The organism is Nocardiopsis sp. L17-MgMaSL7, assembly GCF_003182025.1.
Classification (GTDB): Bacteria; Actinomycetota; Actinomycetes; order Streptosporangiales; family Streptosporangiaceae; genus Nocardiopsis; species Nocardiopsis prasina.
Genome location: NZ_QGTF01000008.1, coordinates 152,125 through 167,740, shown reverse-complemented (window position 1 = coordinate 167,740; position 15,616 = coordinate 152,125). Strand labels below are relative to the sequence as shown.

General features: G+C 69.8%; 15 protein-coding genes and 1 riboswitch. Of the genes, 7 read left to right on the top strand and 8 right to left on the bottom strand.

Going from position 1 to position 15,616, the window contains the following annotated elements:
* Positions 1–53 precede the first annotated feature (53 nt).
* The 3 genes from BDW27_RS16085 (at position 54) to BDW27_RS16075 (ending at position 2,115) form a co-directional block, all read left to right on the top strand.
* Positions 54–644 carry a class I SAM-dependent methyltransferase gene (locus BDW27_RS16085; RefSeq protein ID WP_017542526.1) on the top strand — a complete coding sequence of 197 codons (591 nt, stop codon included), beginning with the start codon at positions 54–56 and terminating at the stop codon, positions 642–644.
* Between the two features lie 245 nt (positions 645–889).
* Positions 890–1,315 (top strand): anti-sigma factor, encoded by a 426-nt coding sequence (locus BDW27_RS16080; RefSeq protein WP_026128903.1) that lies wholly within the window; start codon positions 890–892, stop codon positions 1,313–1,315.
* A gap of 41 nt (positions 1,316–1,356) precedes the next feature.
* The gene (locus BDW27_RS16075; RefSeq protein ID WP_193374200.1) at positions 1,357–2,115 is read left to right on the top strand and encodes an RNA polymerase sigma factor SigF; all 759 of its coding nucleotides are present in this window, start codon (positions 1,357–1,359) and stop codon (positions 2,113–2,115) included.
* Positions 2,116–2,146: 31 nt separating this feature from the next.
* On the opposite strand, the gene BDW27_RS16070 is transcribed toward BDW27_RS16075, so the two are convergent.
* Positions 2,147–2,542, bottom strand: a complete 396-nt coding sequence (locus BDW27_RS16070; RefSeq protein ID WP_110049980.1) for a hypothetical protein — start codon at positions 2,540–2,542, stop codon at positions 2,147–2,149.
* 156 nt (positions 2,543–2,698) lie between these two features.
* On the opposite strand from BDW27_RS16070, the gene BDW27_RS16065 reads away from it, so the two are divergent.
* Both BDW27_RS16065 and BDW27_RS16060 read left to right on the top strand, forming a co-directional pair.
* Positions 2,699–3,631, top strand: coding sequence for a diacylglycerol kinase family protein (locus BDW27_RS16065; RefSeq protein WP_110049978.1), 933 nt, complete (start codon positions 2,699–2,701; stop codon positions 3,629–3,631).
* Between the two features lie 287 nt (positions 3,632–3,918).
* A complete protein-coding gene (locus BDW27_RS16060; protein WP_017542521.1) occupies positions 3,919–4,173 on the top strand; it encodes a WhiB family transcriptional regulator in 255 nt (84 codons plus the stop codon).
* Between the two features lie 105 nt (positions 4,174–4,278).
* Here the strand turns inward: BDW27_RS16060 and BDW27_RS16055 are convergent, their stop codons facing one another.
* Positions 4,279–5,823 (bottom strand): sensor histidine kinase, encoded by a 1,545-nt coding sequence (locus tag BDW27_RS16055; protein WP_110049977.1) that lies wholly within the window; start codon positions 5,821–5,823, stop codon positions 4,279–4,281.
* 133 nt (positions 5,824–5,956) lie between these two features.
* On the opposite strand from BDW27_RS16055, the gene BDW27_RS16050 reads away from it, so the two are divergent.
* On the top strand, positions 5,957–6,697 hold the full coding sequence (locus tag BDW27_RS16050; protein ID WP_017542519.1) for a GntR family transcriptional regulator: 741 nt from the start codon (positions 5,957–5,959) through the stop codon (positions 6,695–6,697).
* Between the two features lie 355 nt (positions 6,698–7,052).
* On the opposite strand, the gene BDW27_RS16045 is transcribed toward BDW27_RS16050, so the two are convergent.
* From BDW27_RS16045 to BDW27_RS16030, 4 genes are all read right to left on the bottom strand, one after another.
* Positions 7,053–8,384 (bottom strand): HD-GYP domain-containing protein, encoded by a 1,332-nt coding sequence (locus BDW27_RS16045; protein ID WP_017542518.1) that lies wholly within the window; start codon positions 8,382–8,384, stop codon positions 7,053–7,055.
* On the bottom strand, positions 8,384–9,730 hold the full coding sequence (locus BDW27_RS16040; RefSeq protein ID WP_017542517.1) for an HD-GYP domain-containing protein: 1,347 nt from the start codon (positions 9,728–9,730) through the stop codon (positions 8,384–8,386). Before BDW27_RS16040 ends, BDW27_RS16045 begins: the two co-directional genes overlap by 1 nt.
* Positions 9,731–10,555: 825 nt before the next feature.
* Positions 10,556–10,864 carry a mycothiol system anti-sigma-R factor gene (gene rsrA, locus BDW27_RS16035; RefSeq protein ID WP_017542516.1) on the bottom strand — a complete coding sequence of 103 codons (309 nt, stop codon included), beginning with the start codon at positions 10,862–10,864 and terminating at the stop codon, positions 10,556–10,558.
* On the bottom strand, positions 10,861–11,532 hold the full coding sequence (locus BDW27_RS16030; protein WP_017542515.1) for a sigma-70 family RNA polymerase sigma factor: 672 nt from the start codon (positions 11,530–11,532) through the stop codon (positions 10,861–10,863). The genes rsrA and BDW27_RS16030 overlap by 4 nt, the downstream gene beginning before the upstream one ends.
* Positions 11,533–11,905: 373 nt before the next feature.
* Here BDW27_RS16030 and BDW27_RS16025 point away from each other — a divergent pair, with 373 nt between their 5' ends.
* The gene (locus BDW27_RS16025; RefSeq protein ID WP_017542514.1) at positions 11,906–12,727 is read left to right on the top strand and encodes a class I SAM-dependent methyltransferase; all 822 of its coding nucleotides are present in this window, start codon (positions 11,906–11,908) and stop codon (positions 12,725–12,727) included.
* 135 nt (positions 12,728–12,862) lie between these two features.
* Here BDW27_RS16025 and thiC read toward each other — a convergent pair whose 3' ends face one another.
* On the bottom strand, positions 12,863–14,530 hold the full coding sequence (gene thiC, locus BDW27_RS16020) for a phosphomethylpyrimidine synthase ThiC (RefSeq protein ID WP_017542513.1): 1,668 nt from the start codon (positions 14,528–14,530) through the stop codon (positions 12,863–12,865).
* A riboswitch (TPP riboswitch) is annotated at positions 14,520–14,635 on the bottom strand. Its footprint overlaps the gene before it by 11 nt.
* 126 nt (positions 14,636–14,761) lie before the next feature.
* Positions 14,762–15,616 (bottom strand): SOS response-associated peptidase, encoded by an 855-nt coding sequence (locus BDW27_RS16015; RefSeq protein ID WP_040692971.1) that lies wholly within the window; start codon positions 15,614–15,616, stop codon positions 14,762–14,764.

Sequence of the window (15,616 nt, the reverse complement as noted above, 5' to 3'; positions counted from 1 at the left end):
GGGGCTCCCGCCTCCAGAGTCGTCACGTGACATCCACCTGCCCGGGGAGAGGCATGGACGCGCGTACGGAGAAGGTTCGCGAGCTGTGGGAGAAGAGGGCGGGAGGCTACGACGCGGGATCGCGGATGGAACCGCCGAGTGTCCGGCGCACCCGTCGTCTGCTGTGCGGCGGCGCGCGGGGACGCACCCTCGAAGTGGCGGTGGGCACCGGGATCAACCTGGAGCTCTACCCACCACAGGTCGTCCTCACCGGGGTGGACCTGAGCCCCACCATGCTCGCGCGGGCCCGGGAGCGGGCCGAGGAGCAGGGACGCCCGGTGCACCTGGTGGAGGGCGACGCCCAGCGGCTCTCCTTCGCCGACCAGTCCTTCGACACCGTCCTGTGCGCGCTCGCGCTGTGCACGATCCCCGACCAGGAGCGCGCCCTGGCCGAGATGTACCGGGTGCTGGTCCCCGGCGGACGGCTGCTGCTGGTCGACCACATCGAGTACACGCGCTTCCCGTTCCGGCTGCGCGAACGTCTGCGCTCACACCCGCGCAGACTGCCCCGCGCGGTCGCCGAGGAGGTCGGGTTCGAGGTGGGCCACCACGACCGGCTGTTGATGGGAATGGTGGAGCGGCTGGTCGCCCGACGGCCCCGGTGAGTCTCGACGGCGGGCCCCGCCGGCGCGGCGCGTACCCTGGGTTGGCCCCCCACGGATGTGTTGACGGTCCGTCGCCCGAACGGCGACGCGCTGACCGCACTGGCTCCCGCAGGGGGTCCGGACGGACCATTCGTCTCGTGTTCACCCCGTGAGGGCTGGACACGATCCCATTGCCCTGCGTCAGTGGCAGGGTGAAACGAGATACATTGCTCTCAAGCGGCAACCTCGCCCCCCGAAGGAGGGACGTGACCGAAGAAACCGCTGTGCCCACGGCCGACGCCACCGGTGTACGCGACGCTGTCACCGTCAACATGCCAGCCGACAGCGCTTACCTGTCTGTCCTGCGCACGGCGACGGCAGGGCTGGCCGCCCGACTCGACTTCACCCTCGACGAGATCGAGGACCTGAGGATCGGGGTCGACGAGGCCTGCGCGATGCTCCTCTCCCAGGCGCTGCCCGGCACAGAACTGACCACGGAATTCGAACTCACCCCCGACGGGATGCGCATCTCGGTCTCGGTGATGACGGCGGACGGACGCCTGCCCGCACGTGACACCTTCGCCTGGACCGTTCTTTCCGCTCTCGCCGGGGATGTCGACGCGGGGGTCGGTCCGGACGACCGCGTCTACATCGTCCTGTACAAACGCCGTGGCGCCCTGGAGCCGGCGTGAGCGAAAGGGGGCCCGCTCTGACAGCGAAGACCGAGCACGCGGTGCCCGACCGGGCGCGCGCGAGAGAGTTGTTCGAGCGCCTTAACGACCTCGACGCGGACGCGCCCGAGCGCAGGGCGATCCGCGACGAACTGGTCGAGCTCCACCTGCCCTTGGTGGAGTACCTGGCCCGCAGGTTCCGCAACCGGGGCGAGTGGCTGGACGACCTCACGCAGGTGGCCACGATCGGGCTGATCAAGTCCATCGACCGGTTCGATCTGGAACGCGGGGTGGAGTTCTCCACCTACGCGACCCCGACGATCGTCGGCGAGATCAAACGCCACTTCCGGGACAAGGGCTGGGCGGTGCGGGTACCGCGCCGTCTCCAGGAGCTGAAGCTCTCGCTGACCAAGGCGGTCAGCGACCTGTCCCAGCGCGAGGGGCGCTCGCCCACCGTCGCGGAGCTGGCCACGCACCTCCAGATGACCGAGGAGGAGGTGCTGGAGGGCCTGGAGTCCGCCAACGCCTACTCGACGGTGTCGTTGGACGCCCCCGACAGCGGGGACGAGGACGCCCCCGCGGTGGCCGACTCCCTGGGGATCGTCGACGAGTCCCTGGAGGGCGTGGAGTACCGGGAGTCGCTCAAACCGCTCCTGGAGCAGCTCCCGCCCCGCGAGAAGCGCATCCTGCTGCTGCGCTTCTTCGGGAACATGACGCAGTCCCAGATCGCCCAGGAGCTGGGCATCTCCCAGATGCACGTGTCGCGTCTGCTGGCGCGCACGCTGGCCCAGCTACGGCAGGCGCTGACCACGGACGACTGATCCGGTGCGCGGCCGACGGCCGCGGTGACCGTTACCGGCGCCCCTCGGTGTCGGAGAACAGCACCGCGGTCGTCGGCGGCGACAGGACGGCGGCCGCCGCGGCGACGGCTACGGCGAGCATGACCGCGCAGATCACGTACTGCTCCCCCGTGTACATGTAGTACGCCACCACGGCCATGAAGAGCTGGGTGACCACCACCGGGGTACGGGCCCAGTCGCGCAGGTTCCAGAGCCCGTACGCGACGAAGACGAGCAGCGCGCCGACCCCGACCCCGATCACGGTGAGCGGGATGGCGGAGGAGACCGGATCGGTGGCCCGTCCGGTGATGGCGGTGTACAGGCTGTAGATTCCGGCGAACGCCGCGACCAGCCCGATCAGGGCCTCCAGCACGGCGGCGATGACGATGGTGAAGGGACGCGAAGACACCCGACGAGCCTATACGCGCTCCCGGTGTCCCCCTCTCCGGCCCGCCCTCGGAGGCGCTCCGGCGCCCGGCCCACCCGGTGCCCCCGCGTGGCAGTCCCCGTGGTGGGGCCCGGCTCCGCGCCCCCTCGTGGACGACGCACCGCCTAGACTGACCGGGTGCGAGCCCTATTCATCGTGAACCCCCAGGCGACCACGACCACCTTCCGCACGCGCGAGGTGATCCTGGGCGCCCTGGCCTCCGAGCTGGACGTGACCCCCGTCGAGACCGCCCATCGTGACCACGCTCGCGAGCTGGCGCGGGGCGCGGCCGCGGACGGGTACGAACTCGTGTTGAGCCTGGGCGGTGACGGCACCGTGAACGAGGTCGTCAACGGGCTCCTCACCACCCCCGAGGACCTGCCCCGCCCCCGGTACGCCGTCATCCCGGGCGGGAGCGCGAACGTGTTCATCCGCTCGCTCGGGGTCCCCGGTGACCCCGTCGAGGCGACCGGTGCCGTCCTGGAGGCCATTCGGGCGGGGCGTGAGCGGGAGATCGGACTGGGCCGGATCACCGGCGACCAGGACGACCGTTACTTCACTTTCTGCGCCGGTTTCGGGTGGGACGCCGATGTGGTGCAGCAGGTGGAGCAGGAACGCGGCAACGGCAGGAAGGCCACCCCCGCGCTGTACGCGGAGACCGCGGTAAAGCTGTTCTTCCGGGGCGATATCCGCGATCCGTCACTCAGCGTGTCCAGCGACGGAACGTCACTGGAGGACGTCTATTTCGCGCTGGTCACGAACACCACTCCGTGGACCTACGCGGGGGCGCTGCCACTTCAGCCCACCCCGGCCTCACGTTTCGAGCTGGGTCTGGACGCATTCGCGCTGACGCAGTCCTCGCACGCGCTGACTGGCTGGGTTCTTTCCCAAATGTTCTTCCCCAAGGGTCTTCCCGCACGTGGTGACGGCTACGTGACCTGGCACGACCAGGTGTCACTGCGCATCTCCTCGTCCCATCCCCGGGCCTTCCAAATCGACGGTGAATACCTGGGCGAGCGTGAAGAGGTCAACTTCCACTCGGTACCGAAGGCATTACGAATCTTCTGTTAATAACGTCGAAAGCAGCCATTCCCGATGACTGTGACGCACCCGACACGCCGAACAGGACCTTTGGCCTCGGGGACTCTTGCATGCCCCCCGCGTTCCTGTCACGCTCAGGATATCGCCGCGAGTTACGGGCGAGTTAATTTGGGCGCTTCCCACGTGGCCGTGGGGTGAAACCTCACTTACCTCGGCCTTGTCGACACCTCCGGTGGACCCCCTCCGCCGGGCGCCCTTGCACATTCCGATCGTGAAAAGCTTCACAAATGATCGCCTCACTGTGAGGAGTGGACCGCATGGACTGGCGCCATGACGCAGCCTGCCGTGACGAAGACCCCGAACTCTTCTTCCCCATCGGCGACTACGGCCCCGCACTGAACCAGATCGAGGAGGCCAAGGCGGTGTGTCAGCGCTGCCCGGTCAGCTCGGCGTGTCTGAAGTGGGCACTGGAAAGCGGCCAGGACGGCGGCGTCTGGGGTGGCACCTCCGAGGAGGAACGTCGCCGCATCAAGCGCCGTGGCACCACGCTGCGTCCGATGGTCCGCAGCTGACCACCGGCCCCGACCGACCGACGACCCCCGTTGGCGCGGCGGGGGATCGCACACGTCCGTGCGGCCCCCGGACCGGGAGCGGCTCCCCCGGCCTCTCGGGCCCCCTCAGGGAACCTCCCGCTCCTCGTGCTCCAGCGGCAGGCTGATCGCCACCTCGGTACCGCCGGAATCCTTCGGCTTGATCGCCAGGGTCCCGCCGAGTTCTCCCACGATCAGGGTTCGCACGATCTGCAACCCCAGACTCGTGGTCCCCTCCAGGTCGAAGTCCTCCGGAAGACCGCCACCGTCGTCGGAGACGGCCAGTTCCAGGCTGCTCGGCCCAGGGTGGCCCGGCCCGGTGTCGAACCGGCACACCCGCACCTCGATCAGACCAGGGCCCTGGCCCAGGCCGTGCTCCACCGCGTTCTGCACCAGTTCGGCCAGCACCATCGACAACGGCGTCGCCACCAGCGCGTTCAGCAGGCCGAAGTGGCCGTCGCGTCTGGGCACCACCGCCTGTCCCGTCGAGGACACCTCCGCCGCCATCTGCATGACCCGGTCGGCGATGTCGTCGAAGTCCACCACCTCGTCCGGGGTGTGCGAGAGCATCTCGTGCACGATCGCGATGGACCCCACCCGGCCGACCGCCTCGTCCAGGGCCGCACGCGCCTCGGGAATGTCCAGGCGCCGTGACTGGAGCCGCAGCAGCGCCGCCACCGTCTGGAGGTTGTTCTTCACCCGGTGGTGGATCTCCCGGATGGTGGCGTCCTTGGTCATCAGCTCGCGCTCACGCCGCCGCAGTTCGGTGACGTCGCGGACCATCACCAGCGCGCCGATCCGCACCCCGTCGATCACCAGCGGTATGGCCCGCAGCTGCACGGTGACACCGCGGGCCTCGACCTCGGCCTCCTGCGGCGCGCGCCCGCTCGCGGTGTAGGTGAGGTTCTCGTCGCGGGCCTCCCCCTGGGCGGCCAGTTCCAGCGTGGTGCGGTCCAGGCGCGCACCCACCAGGTCGGCCGCCAGGCCCAGGCGCCGATACGCCGAGAGGGCGTTGGGGCTCGCGTAGACCACCTCGCCGTTCTGGTCCAGGCGCAGCAGGCCGTCACCGACCCTCGGCGAGCGGACCATGAGCGGCCCCTGCTCGCTGAACGGGAAGGCGCCCTCAGCGATCATCTGGGCGAGGTCGCCCGCGCTCTGGAGGTAGGTGAGCTCCAGACGGCTGGGCGTGCGCGCCGAACTCAGGTTGGTGCTGCGCTGGATGACCGCGATGAGGTTGCCCTCGCGGCGGACCGGAATGGTCTCCTCGCGCACCGGGACCCCGCCGGACCAGTCGGGGTCGCCGTCGCGGCAGATCCGTCCCTCGCTCCAGGCGCGGTCTATCAGGGCCCGGCGGCCGACCACCCTGGGCGCGGACCGGGACGTGACATCGGTCATGTCGTCCCGGAGCACCGCCTCCACCAGGTCGTCCTGGAAGGCGGTCGGGCCGGTCGTGGGCCGCATCTGCGCGATGGCTGTCCAGCCGTCGTCCTCGCGCAGGCGCACCCACAGCACGAGGTCCGCGAAGGAGAGGTCGGCCAGGAGCTGCCAGTCGGAGACCAGAGAGTGGATCCACTCCAGGTCCGCCTGCTTGAGTGACGTGTGACGGCGAATGAGGTCGCTGAGGTGAGGCACTCACAAATCATCCCATGAAGCCGTGCATACTCAAGGGACACGCACTCGACCAGTGGTCCACACCAATCGACGGCCGGAAGGCGGCCGCACCGACCACGTCCGGGCGGGGCGCGGAACGCGGCGGAGGAGACTGATGACTGGTCAGCACACACTGGACGGCAACCCCAGAGTGCCGAAGTACTACCAGGTCAAGAAGCAGTTGCTGGAGCTGATCGAGGCGATGCCGGCGGGGAACCCGGTCCCGCCCGAGCGATCGTTGGCCACCCAGTTCGGCACCTCGCGAACCACGGTGCGCCAGGCGCTGACCGAGATGGTGGTCGAGGGCCGGCTCCTGCGCATCCAGGGCAAGGGCACCTTCGTGGCCAAGCCGAAGGTCGCGCAGATCCTCCAGCTGACCAGCTACACGCAGGAGATGCGGGCGCACGGTCTACACCCGGCCACCCGCATCCTGGACGTGAGCTACATCAACGCGGACGACCAGCTCGCGGAACTCCTCGCGATCCGTTCGGGCGGCCGCGTGCTGCGCATCGAACGGCTCCGGCTGGCCAACGGTGAGCCCATGGCCGTCGAGACGGCCCACCTGGCCGCGCGACGCTTTCCCGGACTCCGGAGGCAGCTGGACCGCTACGCGTCGCTCTACGAGGCTCTGGCGAGCGCCTACGACGTCTCCCTCGCGGAGGCGGAGGCTTCGATCGAGACCGTCCTCGCCACTCCCAACGAGGCCCGCCTCCTCGGCGTGGACGTGGGACTGCCCCTGGTCCTGCACTGCCAGCACAGCTTCGACGGGGACGGGCACCCGGTGGAGTGGGTCCGCTCGCTCTACCGCGGCGACCGCTACAAGTTCGTCACCCGCCTGCGCCCGCCCCGGGACTGATCCGCGCACGCGCGGTGCGGCCCCGACGTGCTCCCCCGTGACCATCCTCTCACCGGCTCCTTCCCGCCCCCGGGCCGAGGACCCCTCCGCCCGGGTGCGGGGCCCTCGGAGCCCGCTGGTGGCATCCGACGCTTCCGCGGCCGCTCGCACCGCCCCTCGCCGACGCCTCGGACGCCGTCAACGCCCTCCGCCCGGTTGGCGGACGCACCGTTCCCGGCGCCGCTCCGGGCTCGCGCCCGCACATGGGAAGGGCGTCGTGGGCGATCTCTTCCCGGCGCGCAGCCGTCGTCGTCGCACCACCCGGTCCGGGTGACCCGGGCTCCGAAGCGGTGTCTCCCTTTACCGGGTGACCGGATCAGCCGCGCGCGAGCACGCTGGAGAGGGCGTCGACCACGCGCGGGTCGTACTCGCTGCCGGTGTCCATACGCAGGCGTTCCACCACGGCGGCGCGGCGCTCGGCGTCACCGTTCTCACCGACCAGGTCGTCGAAGGCGTTGGCGACCTTGATGATGCGGCTGCCCAGCGGGGGCACACCCTCATCGCCGTCCCCGGCCAGCGGCTCGCACTGGCGGCGGACCATCTCCGCGACGTTGTCCAGCACCCCGGTCTCCCGGATGATGGCCGACCCCAGCTCCGCGATCCGCCGCTGCTCCCTCGGCGAGGACAGCAGGGTGGCGCCGCCCGCGATGGGTTCGCGAAGGGAGAGCTGTCCGATGTCGTGCATGAGCGCCGCGTACTCCAGTTCCAGCAGCTCCGCCTCGGCCAGACCCAGTTCGCAGGCGATGCCGTGGGAGAGCTGGCTGACGCGCCGCGAGTGGCCGTTCTCCACGTATCCGCCCACCTCGGTGACGCGGGACAGCGCCCGCACCGTCTCCAGGTAGGTGCGGCGCACCTCGGCGTGCCTGCGGAAGGCCACCTGGGAGACCAGCAGCGGCGCGAGGAAGACCAGCAGCCCCACCAGGCCGGTCACCGTGCAGGCCAGGGCGATCAGCACTCCGCTGGAGGCGATCGCGCCGCCGGTCGCGACCTGTGCCCGGGCCTCGTCACGCATGGCCACCACCAGGCGGGTGCGCAGCCGCTCAGCGCGCAGTACGGCGGAGACCACGACGTCCAGCGACCACGCCAGGGCGACCAGGACGGTCATCATCAGGGCGACCACGACCGAGGGTCCGGTCAGGGCCAGGGCCTCCACCAGGGGCCGGAAGGCGACGGCGAGGAGCGACGCGGTGAGCACCCTGCGCGCGACGTCCTCCAGCCGTGGGCCGCGCCCCACCGCCACGTGCGGGAGTTCCCCCAGGGCCACACCCAGGGCGACCACCGCCACCACCTGCCAGGCGGTGTGGTGGCTGGCCTCTCCGCCCAGGCTGAGCAGGAACGCGTAGGCGATCGCCCCGGCCAGGGCGATCGGCGCGGACTCCCGGTGTCCTGGCAGCGTGATCCTGGCCAGTTCGCCGCCCGCGATGACCAGGCAGAAGGCCAGGGCCACGTAGGGCTGGTGGAACCCGGCAGCCGCGGTCCACACCAGGGAGGCCAGGGAGGCGGCGCCCACCCCGCCCACCAGGACCGCCCGGAAGGGTCTCGCGGTGCGCCAGGCGGGCCCCCAGGACCGCTGGTGGCCCAACGCCCCGCCCTCGGGGCCACCGGGGTAGGGCCCGGGGAGCGGCCCGTCCGACTGCTTCTGCGTCATCACCGGTCCTGGCCCCCCGTCACCGCGGCCGCCGACGTGGACTCGGCCACCGGTGCCGTACCGTCGCGCGGCGGTGCGGCCGGCACCGTCGCGCCCGTGTCCCCGATCCCGGAGTCGACGGAGGCGCCGTAGCAACCGCCCGGCGGTTCCGCGATGTCCGGGGTCTCCCAACCCTCACGGGTGACGGCCCGGACGAGGGCCTCCACCATGCGGGGATCGAACTGGCTGCCCGCGCAGCGCCGGAGCTCGACGATGGCGTCCTCGACGGACCAGGCCTTGCGGTAGGAGCGCGTCGAGGTGAGGCAGTCGAAGACGTCGGCCACGCTGATGATCCGAGCGGACTCGGGGATCTCCATCCCCACCAGCCCCATCGGGTAGCCGCGCCCGTCCAGGCGCTCGTGGTGGTGCCGGATGCCCGCGAGCGCCTCGTCCAGGAAGCTGATCTCGCGGACGATCTCGTACCCGCGCGTGGGGTGCAGCTTGATCGCCGCGTACTCGTCGTCAGTGAGCTTGCCGTTCTTCTGGAGCACCTTGGTGGGTACCCCGAGCTTGCCGATGTCGTGCAGCATCCCCGCGTACCGGATCTTCTGCACCCGCTCGGCGGGCATACCCAACTCGGCGGCGATCATCGCCGAGCCCTGGGCCACCCGCATGCAGTGGCCACGGGTGTAGTAGTCCTTCGTCTCCACGGCCTGGCACAGCGTGGCCAGGGTGGCCTCGTGCGCCCGCGCCTCGGCGGTCTGCTGGCCGAAGACCCACCGCGCGATGAACAGCGGCAGCAGGACCAGCAGCGGGGCGATGATCCCCACCGCGCCCCAGATGGCCGCGATCGCCAGGCCCAGCATCTGGTAGCCCACGGAGGCGACCTCCAGGGCGGCCAGCGGACGCCAGCGCAGCGGCCCCGCCCCGGCGGGCCGGGTGACGCCCAGGCACCACATGAGGACGCCGATGAGCACCGAGTTGAGCAGCGTGTGCGTCAGGACCGCCGCGACGTACGGCAGGACGATGCCGGGGAAGTCGGACTGTCCCGGCACCCCCACCGTGCCGCCGAGCAGGAGGTAGACGTGTCCGGCCACGTGGGCCGCCAGTGCGAACTGCGCTCCGTTGAAGGCGCGCTTGACCAGGCCCTGTCTGCGGACCGCCAGGCAGGAGGCGAAACCGACCACGGCCGCGCCGACCGGTCCCACCAGCACGACGGCGGCCAGGGCCACGGCCGAGCTCGGCGAGATCCCGGCTTCCTTGACGTCGACGACGACGTGTGTGCTTATCGACTCCGCGACGACGAAGAGGACCGCGATGAGTACCAGGGTCCCCAGGTCGATCCCCGTGTAGGGACCGACGAGCATGATGGCGACAGCACTGACAACGATGATCCCGACGTAGACACGCGCGCCCCAAGGAAGAGCCCGCACCCCCGTTCACCCCCCACCGACGACGACCGGACTGTCATGGTTTCACCGGTTCTGTTCTACCACCAAGACCATCCGGTAAAAGTGGAAGCCATCAAAACGGCGGACATCATCGAACCGAACATGGTGACGAACATCAGTCGTCCTCCTTCTCCCCGTGGCGGCGACCCCCTCATCCCCCGGGCACGCCGCGCAAATTACCTTATTCGTTGGATAAGGCCTCCAGTTTAACGGGCCACGACACCATCCTGATTACCCCCAACCCGAACCGGAGGCACACTCGCCACCCCCCGGAGCGAGAAGTTCCGGAGCGTGGAATTACTAATTCAATTAGTCATTCCAGATGACTACACAGAGTGACAATAGACCACAGGCGCGACACTGGGGACCTCCGATTCCTCGGGGGATCCTGCCACCGAGGCCAGCGGACCCCATCAGGCATGACTACCCATTGTGAGCATCCGAAACGGACTCTCACAAGTTCAAGGAAATTCATTCCGACTCGGTCACGACCGAAAACCGATTCGCCCCATCGGGCGTGTCGAACCCCCCGAGAACCACCCACCCGACACCCGAATGACCAAAACCCCCCGGACCCAACGGGATGCGTCGCACTCTTTCTACAAAAGCACTCAAATGGCCCAAAAAGCACCAGAACCCAACAAGAACCCCTGAATACACAAAAGTGGCGAAAGCTGGAATGCCAGCTTTCGCCACCCCGTCATCCCGGACGGCCCCGGCCGTCGACGGCTCAGGCCGGTGTCAGGCGGGCGCCCCGGGGGCCGCCCTGGCCTCGCGGGCCAGCTGCTCCTTGCGGGCCTCGGCCAGCCGGCCGAGGACCTTGTCCCGCAGGTCCAGCGGGACCGGATCGCAACCGCAGTGCTTGGCGACGAGCTTCTTCACGGCCTCTTCCAGGCCGTACTCGTCCAGGCAGGGGCTGCACCCGTCCAGGTGCGCCCTGACCTCGGGGCAGTCGCTCTCCTCCAGCTCGCCGTCAAGGTAGGTGTAGAGCTTGTCGAGCACCTCGCTGCACGGGGTGTCCGTCTCCGACTTGTCGTGGCCGTCGCTCATTGCCGATCTCCTCGATCCGACCCGCTCACCTGTCCTCGACCCCCCGCCGCCGACCCCGACGCGACGGCCGAGGCCTCCGCGGCTCTGGTCGCGGGGAGGAAACCACGGTCCACCGCGTACTCCTCAAGGTGGGAACGCAGCTGGCGCCGCCCCCTGTGCAGCCGGGACATGACCGTCCCGATGGGGGTGCCCATGATCTCGGCGACCTCCTTGTACGCGAAGCCCTCGACGTCCGCGAGGTAGACCGCGATCCGGAAGTCCTCCGGCAGCTCCTGGAGGGCGCGCTTGACGTCGCTGTCGGGGAGGTGTTCGAGCGCCTCGGCCTCGGCGGACTTCAGCCCCGCCGCCGTGTGCGAGGCGGCCTGGGCGAGCTGCCAGTCCTCGACGTCCTCGGTCCCGGCCTGCTTCGGCTCCCGCTGCTTCTTGCGGTAGGAGTTGATGAAGGTGTTCGTGAGGATGCGGTACAGCCACGCCTTCAGGTTGGTCCCCGCCTTGAACTGGTGGAAGGAACCGAACGCCTTGGCGAAGGTCTCCTGTACCAGGTCCTCGGCGTCCGAGGGGTTGCGTGTCATGCGCAGCGCCGCCGAGTAGAGCTGGTCGAGGAAGGGAAGCACGTCCCTCTCGAACCGCTCGTCCCGTTCCCCGGCTGTCTCCTGGCTCTGGTCCAAGCCCTTCGGCCTCCTCGCGCTGGTCCCTGGTGGGGTGTCCGTATCCCAACGATACGTTCCCACACCCCCGACCTGCGCATCGACGCCGCGTGGCGCCAACGCCGTTTCCTCGCGCTCAAGGCACGCACCAGCGGTCGGCATGCTCGAACCCATCCCCTTCCCTGCTCCCGTGTTCCTGCGGGTCCCCGCCTCGGGGACCCCCTCCGGGACCACGCCCCGGGCGGTGCTGGTCACAACAACGTCCTCCGCGACCTGATTCCACCCCTGCGGGTGGTGACCGGGTCCCCCTCCCGCCGAACTTTGTCGTTTGCCCGCGTCGGTGAAGGTGAGGCATGGCAGAGTGCGGGTAGGACACACTGAAGGATGGAGAGGAGTGCACGTGCGACCGTCCTCGACTCCGGCCTCCGACCGCCCCCGATCGCCCGCCGCCCAGTTCGCCACAACGGACCGGCTCTCGGACTACTGGCGCTTCTACTGGGCGGTCGCGGAGGCGCAGATCAGCCGGTGGCTCCCCGAGCGGCCCTCCCGGCTCCTCGACCTGTCCAGCCCCGACTTCCAGGGCACCCCACGCGCCGTCGCCGCTGGTCACGACGTCGTGACTCTGCTGCCCTCGGTGGACATGGCCATGCGCCGCCCTCTCACCCTGGTGAACGGCCGGGCGGTGGTGCCGCGTCCCACACCGCGCGGGCGCCTTCGGCACGTGGTCGGCGACTCCGCCTTCCTGCGCGCCTTCAGCCCCGAGTCGTTCGACGGGGTGATCGCTGACAACCGGGTGTTCTCCCGACACCTCGCCACCGAGTCGTCGATGTCCGAGGTGGCCCGGGTGCTGCGCCCGGGCGGCCGGGTACTGGTCTGTGTGGACTCGGTGGTCCTGGGCATGGCGCTGCTGGCCGAACAGGACGCCTGGCCGGAGCTGAGCCACGCGCCCAGCGCCGACGTGCTCCTGGTGCCCTGGCCGGACGGTTCGATCACCCGCTGCTTCACCGCGGAGCAGGTCACGGAGATGGTCACCGAGGCCGGGCTCGAACTGGAGTGGATCAAGCCGCGCACGGTCCTGTCCGCCTCCACCGTGGAGATGATGCTGGCCCGTGACCCGAGGTCCATGGCGCGGCTGGTGGAGATGGAACTGCACGCCGCCGACTCCGACGACTACGTCGGCGTCCACCTGGTCGCCAGCGCCCACAAGCCCGCGTAGCCGGTCCCCGGCGCCGCTCCTGTTACTTCTGACGGGTGTGAAGCCGGTGGTACTGCCGGTGCTGCTGTGACCCTGGGCGAGGGCCCGGCGGGCCCGCCACACCCTGCGGGGTGACGGGCCCGGGGTGGGCGCTCCCTAGTCGGCGAGCGGCAGGTAGACGCGGTTGCCGCCGTCGGCGAACTCGGCGGACTTGTCGGCCATGCCCTTCTCGATCGCCTCGACGGTGTCCAGGCCGTTCTCCTCGGCGTACCTGCGCACGTCCTGGGAGATCTTCATCGAGCAGAACTTGGGCCCGCACATGGAGCAGAAGTGGGCGGTCTTGGCGGGTTCGGCGGGCAGGGTCTCGTCGTGGAAGGCCTGCGCCGTCTCCGGGTCCAGGGACAGATGGAACTGGTCCTGCCACCGGAACTCGAAGCGCGCCCTGGACAGCTCGTCGTCCCACTCCTGGGCGCCCGGGTGTCCCTTGGCGACGTCGGCGGCGTGCGCTGCGAGCTTGTAGGTGATGACGCCCGTCTTGACGTCGTCCCGGTTGGGCAGCCCCAGGTGCTCCTTGGGGGTCACGTAGCAGAGCATCGCGGTGCCGTGCCAGCCGATCTGCGCGGCGCCGATCGCGGAGGTGATGTGGTCGTAGCCGGGGGCGACGTCCGTGGCCAGGGGGCCGAGCGTGTAGAACGGCGCCTCGCCGCACAGCTCCTCCTCCAGGCGCACGTTCTCCCTGATCTTGTCCATCGGCACGTGGCCGGGGCCCTCGATCATCACCTGCACGTCGTGCGAGCGGGCGATGTGGGTGAGCTCCCCCAGGGTGCGCAGCTCGGCGAACTGGGCCTCGTCGTTGGCGTCGGCGATGGAACCGGGGCGCAGGCCGTCGCCCAGGGAGAACGTGACGTCGTAGCGGCGAAGGATCTCGCAGAGCTCCTCGAAGTGGGTGTAGAGGAAGCTCTCCCTGTGGTGAGCCAGGCACCACGCGGCCATGATGGAGCCGCCGCGCGAGACGATGCCGGTGACGCGGCGGGCGGCGAGTGGCACGTACCGGAGCAGGACGCCCGCGTGGACGGTCATGTAGTCCACGCCCTGTTCGGCCTGCTCGATGATGGTCTCCCGGTAGATCTCCCAGCTCAGCTTGGTGGGGTCGCCGTTGACCTTCTCCAGTGCCTGGTAGATCGGGACGGTGCCGATGGGGACCGGTGAGTTGCGGACGATGCGTTCGCGGGTCTCGTGGATGCGCTTGCCGGTGGACAGGTCCATCACGGTGTCGGCGCCCCAACGGGTGGCCCACACCATCTTCTCGACCTCCTCTGGCACCGAGGAGGTGACGGCGGAGTTGCCGATGTTGGCGTTGATCTTCACGAGGAAGTTCTTGCCGATGATGGTGGGTTCGGACTCGGGGTGGTTGCGGTTGACCGGGATGACCGCGCGGCCGATCGCGACCTCGGCGCGAACGAACTCGGGGTCGGCGCCCTCCCGGGCGGCCACGAAGCGCATCTCGGGGGTGATGGTCCCGGCCCTGGCGTGGGCCAGCTGGGTGGTCGCACCGTCGACGGGGTCCAGTGCCCACGTCTCGCGGGTGCGCGGGAGCCCCTGGTGGACGTCGATGTGTGCGTTGTCGTCGGTGTAGGGGCCGGAGGTGTCGTACAGATCGAAGTGGCTGCCGTTGCTGAGATCCACCCGGCGGCGCGGGATGCGGAGGGTGGTGCCCTCGGGGGTGGTGATCTCCTCGTGGACCTTGCGAGATCCCATGATGGGACCTGTGGTCACCCGGTGTTCGTCGGCGGTGGAAACGTCACGACCGTCGATAGCCGTCATGGCATGCCTCCCTACGTCGGAATTACCCGAACAGGTTCTGCGGTCGGCGACACCCTTGAGTCGCCCTCTCAGCCCGCCATGGCGCGAGCTCCCGCGTTGCGTATTCACATGTGCGCACGTCGAACGTGCCGGGACACCCCGATCACGGTGTCCAGGGCCCCGGGGAGCACTCCCCCGTGGCCTCGCACACCATACACAGGCCGTCCCCGGCCCTGTCCAGCCTCGCCGGGGTCAGAAAAGTGTCTCCGGTTCGCCGCGACCGGAGTCCTCGGCCGGTTCCAGCAGGTGGGGGCCGTTGTTCTTGACGCTGTTGACGTCGGTGGAGACCTCGTCCACCGAGAACCGGTCCACCGGGGAGTCGTCCAGCACGTGGGCCAGCTCCTCGGCGCCGGTGGCGGGGTCGAGCCAGACAGCCCAGTCCTCGCGCGGCACCACGACGGGCATGCGTTCGTGGATGTGGGCGAGTTCGGGCGCGGCCTCGGTGGTGATGACCGCGCAGGTCCACAGCCAGGCGTCGGGGTCGCTCGGGTCGTCGACCTCGGGGTCGCGCCAGCGCTCGAAGATCCCGGCCAGGGCGAGCGGTTCGTCTCCGGAGTAGTGGACGGAGAAGGGCTTCTTGGCGGCCTTGGCCTTGCGCCTCTTGTGCTGGGGGTCGGTGGCGGGAGAGGTGCTGGCCTCGGTGGTGCCGTCCTTGTTGAGCAGCTGCCACTCGTAGTAGGCGTCAGCGGGGAGGAGGCAGCGGCGGTTCCGGTAGGCGGTGCGGAAGGCGGGCCTGTCCGCGACCGTCTCGCTGCGCGCGTTGATCATGCGGTAGCCGACGTTGCGGTCCCTGGCGCCGCCCGGCACGAGGCCCCAGCGCATCGTGTGCAGGGAGCGCGGTCCCGGTCGACCGTGGGCGCCCCCCTGGGGCGGCGGGCCGAGCACGGCGTACACCGGGCTGCCCGGCGCGATGTTGTAGTCCGGGTCGAGCTCCTCCAGCGGCGGCCAGGCTCGCGGGTCCCCCGTGCCGTCCTGGACCTCCTCGGGGAGGGCGAAGGCCAGCTGGAGCTGGTGCACGTTCCTGGACTGGGCATAGCGACCGCACAT

Bases quoted from the DNA above. Each gene is read 5' to 3' on its own strand.
- BDW27_RS16085 (WP_017542526.1), top strand. From the start codon at position 54: ATGGACGCGCGTACGGAGAAGGTTCGCGAGCTGTGGGAGAAGAGGGCG.
- BDW27_RS16060 (WP_017542521.1), top strand. From the start codon at position 3,919: ATGGACTGGCGCCATGACGCAGCCTGCCGTGACGAAGACCCCGAACTC.
- BDW27_RS16050 (WP_017542519.1), top strand. From the start codon at position 5,957: ATGACTGGTCAGCACACACTGGACGGCAACCCCAGAGTGCCGAAGTAC.
- BDW27_RS16045 (WP_017542518.1), bottom strand. From the start codon at position 8,384: ATGACGCAGAAGCAGTCGGACGGGCCGCTCCCCGGGCCCTACCCCGGT.
- BDW27_RS16040 (WP_017542517.1), bottom strand. From the start codon at position 9,730: ATGCTCGTCGGTCCCTACACGGGGATCGACCTGGGGACCCTGGTACTC.
- rsrA (WP_017542516.1), bottom strand. From the start codon at position 10,864: ATGAGCGACGGCCACGACAAGTCGGAGACGGACACCCCGTGCAGCGAG.
- thiC (WP_017542513.1), bottom strand. From the start codon at position 14,530: ATGACGGCTATCGACGGTCGTGACGTTTCCACCGCCGACGAACACCGG.
- BDW27_RS16015 (WP_040692971.1), bottom strand. From the start codon at position 15,616: ATGTGCGGTCGCTATGCCCAGTCCAGGAACGTGCACCAGCTCCAGCTG.